Below are 2,949 nucleotides of genomic sequence, written 5' to 3'. Positions count from 1 at the left end.
CGTCGTATCCGGGGGTCCCGGCGCGTTCGCAGGAAACTCCCAGGGAAGGACCAGCGTTCTCGCGGGCGCGGCGCAGAATATGAGGCCATGACAGGTGTGCCTGCGCAAGGATGCGAACCCGAGGCCAGAGTGCTCGTCGTCGACGACGAGCCGATGATCGTCGAGTTGCTGTCCGTGAGCCTGCGGTATCAGGGCTTCGAGGTCGCCAGCGCCGCCAGCGGGACCGAAGGGCTGGACCGGGCCAAGACCTTCCGGCCCGACGCCATGATCATCGACGTGATGATGCCCGGCATGGACGGATTCGGGCTGCTGCGGCGGCTGCGGGCCGACGGGATCGACGCGCCCGTGCTGTTCCTGACCGCCCGCGACGACGTGGACGACAAGATCACCGGGCTGACACTCGGGGCCGACGACTACGTCACCAAACCGTTCAGCCTCGAGGAAGTGGTGGCCCGGCTGCGGGTGATCCTGCGCCGCGCCGGACGGTCCGCGCCGGAGACCAAGTCCTCGCGGTTGCGGTTCGCCGATATCGAGCTCGACGACGACACCCACGAGGTGTGGAAAGCGGGCGAACCGGTCGCCCTGTCGCCCACCGAGTTCACGTTGCTGCGGTACTTCCTGGTCAACGCGGGCACCGTGCTGAGCAAGCCGCGGATCCTGGACCACGTGTGGCGCTACGACTTCGGCGGCGAGGTCGGCGTGGTCGAGACCTACGTGTCGTACCTGCGCAAGAAGGTCGACACCGGGCCCGATCGGCTCATCCACACGCTGCGCGGGGTCGGCTACGTGATGCGAGAGCCGCGCGGTCGCGCGGCGGCACAGTGAACGCGGCCGAGGCGGCTCGCGGACTGCGCGGCAAGATCGCCGACCGGCTCGCCGCGGTCCCGCTGCGCACCACCCTGGTGCTGGCGCTGGTGTCGCTGGTCGGATTCGGGCTGCTGGTCTCCGGGATCGCGGTCACCTCGCTCATGCGGAACGTGCTGGTCGAGCGCATCGACCGGCAGCTGTCCGACGCCGCCCACAGTTGGGCCGCGCCCGGCGCGCAACGACCTGAACCGCTGCCCACCGTGCGCGGGCGGGAACGGCCGCCGCACCTGTACTGGGTGCAGGTGCGTGACACCGCCGGACAGCCGACGCTGACCCTGACGGCCGGGGTGCAGCAACCCGACGTACCCGCCGACCTGGGCAGCAAGCCGCGCACGGTCGGCTCCCTCGGGGCCTCCGGTGAGGAATGGCGGGTGCTGCGGACCGTCAACGACCAGGGCACCAGCATCATCGCGCTGCGCATGGACGAGACGGACTCGCTGCTGGACAAACTGATCGTGCTGCAACTGGTGATCGGCGCGCTGGTGCTGGCGACGTTGGCCGCGGTGGCGCGCATGGTGATCCGGCGCAGTCTGCGGCCGTTGCGGGAAGTCGAGGGCACGGCGGCCGCCATCGCGGGCGGCGACCTGCATCGGCGAGTTCCGGTGCGCGGCACCGACACCGAGGTCGATCACCTCTCGCAGTCGCTGAACACCATGCTGACCCAGATCCAGCAGGCCTTCGCCGCCACCGAGGCGTCGGAGGAGGCGGCCCGGCGCTCCGAGGCCAAGATGCGGCAGTTCGTCGCCGACGCCAGCCACGAACTGCGCACCCCGCTCACCACCATCAAAGGGTTCTCCGAGCTGTACCGGCAGGGCGCGATCACCGAGCCGGACCTGCTCATGGACCGCATCGAACGCGAATCCAACCGGATGGGGCTGCTGGTCGAGGACCTGCTCATGCTGGCCCGGCTGGACGCGCAGCGGCCCGTCGAACGACGGTCGGTGGATCTGCTCATGCTGGCCAGCGATGCCGTGCACGGGGCGCGCGCCCTGGCGGCGGCGCAGCATCCGGAAGGCCCGGGACGCAAGATCGACCTCGAAATCCGGCCCGGCCCCGGCACTCTGGAGATCCTCGGCGACGAGACGCGGCTGCGGCAGGTGCTGGCCAACCTGATCAACAACGCGCTCGTGCACACCCCGCCGGACGCGGAGGTGGCCGTGCGGCTCACACCCGCCGCGGGCGAGGTGCTGATCGAAGTGGCCGACACCGGGCCGGGATTGGCCGCCGAGCAGGCCGAGCGCGTGTTCGAGCGGTTCTATCGCACCGATGTGTCGCGCAGCCGGGTCAGCGGCGGGACCGGGCTGGGACTGTCGATCGTGCAGGCGCTGGTGGCGGCGCACGGGGGAGCGGTGTCGGTGACGAGCGTGCCGGGTGAGGGCACGACCTTCACCGTGCGACTACCGCGCGCGGAGTCGTGAGCCGGGCTGTGAGCGAGGCACGACGTTCGCTGTGCCGCTGCCACGCGCGGGGTCTGAGCTGGACTGCGAGTGAGTGTGATCCTGGCGTGGAGGACTGGTCGGTCCGGTGCAGGGCGGTAAGCCGGGCACGTGGTGCGTTCACGCGCGGCGTCGCACTGGGGGTGCGCGCACCGAGCGCGCACCCGGTCGGGTCACTCCGGGACGTTCGCGCCGTAGCCGAGGTCGCGCAGAGCCTGCTTGATCTTGGCCTGGGCCTCGTCCAGGGATGCGGCGCCGGGGTTGTGGTCGGCGCCGGAGATGTCGAAGTTGCCCATCGAGAAGGCCGGGAACACGTGCACGTGCAGGTGCGGCACCTCGAGTCCGGCGATGAGCAGGCCCGCGCGCGGGGCGTCCCAGGCGGCGCGCACGGCCTGGCCGATCTTCTGGGCGACGCCGGTGAGGCGGGCCATGGTGCCCGGATCGACGTCCTGCCACTGGTCGATCTCCTTGCGCGGCACCACCAGGGTGTGCCCCTGCGTCACCGGGGCGATCGTGAGGAAGCCGACGAATTCGTCGTCCTCCCAGACGAACCGGCCGGGCAGCTGACCGTCGATGATTGCGGAGAAGACAGAAGCCATGCTGTATATATTGCCCCTCCGCTTCGCTCCGGGGCGGGTTCGGGGCG

3 protein-coding genes are annotated in these 2,949 nt (G+C 70.5%); 2 read left to right on the top strand and 1 reads right to left on the bottom strand.

Annotated elements, in window-relative coordinates; genetic code table 11:
* Nucleotides 1-87: 87 nt before the first annotated feature.
* Both ACFV4K_RS35305 and ACFV4K_RS35300 read left to right on the top strand, forming a co-directional pair.
* Nucleotides 88-825, top strand: coding sequence for a response regulator transcription factor (locus ACFV4K_RS35305; RefSeq protein ID WP_379280637.1), 738 nt, complete (start codon nucleotides 88-90; stop codon nucleotides 823-825).
* Complete coding sequence (locus ACFV4K_RS35300; RefSeq protein WP_379280636.1) at nucleotides 822-2,285, top strand: sensor histidine kinase; 1,464 nt, start codon at nucleotides 822-824, stop codon at nucleotides 2,283-2,285. Before ACFV4K_RS35305 ends, ACFV4K_RS35300 begins: the two co-directional genes overlap by 4 nt.
* 191 nt (nucleotides 2,286-2,476) lie before the next feature.
* On the opposite strand, the gene ACFV4K_RS35295 is transcribed toward ACFV4K_RS35300, so the two are convergent.
* Nucleotides 2,477-2,902 carry an HIT family protein gene (locus ACFV4K_RS35295; RefSeq protein WP_379280635.1) on the bottom strand — a complete coding sequence of 142 codons (426 nt, stop codon included), beginning with the start codon at nucleotides 2,900-2,902 and terminating at the stop codon, nucleotides 2,477-2,479.
* Between the last annotated feature and the right edge of the window lie 47 nt (nucleotides 2,903-2,949).

The organism is Nocardia sp. NPDC059764 (genome assembly GCF_042732555.1).
Taxonomy (GTDB): Bacteria; Actinomycetota; Actinomycetes; order Mycobacteriales; family Mycobacteriaceae; genus Nocardia.
Note: the sequence above shows the minus strand (reverse complement) of the source record. Positions and strands in the feature narration are given on the sequence as shown.

Excerpts from the sequence above, each read along its gene's own strand:
- ACFV4K_RS35295 (WP_379280635.1), bottom strand. The coding sequence starts at position 2,902 with ATGGCTTCTGTCTTCTCCGCAATCATCGACGGTCAGCTGCCCGGCCGG.
- ACFV4K_RS35305 (WP_379280637.1), top strand. The coding sequence starts at position 88 with ATGACAGGTGTGCCTGCGCAAGGATGCGAACCCGAGGCCAGAGTGCTC.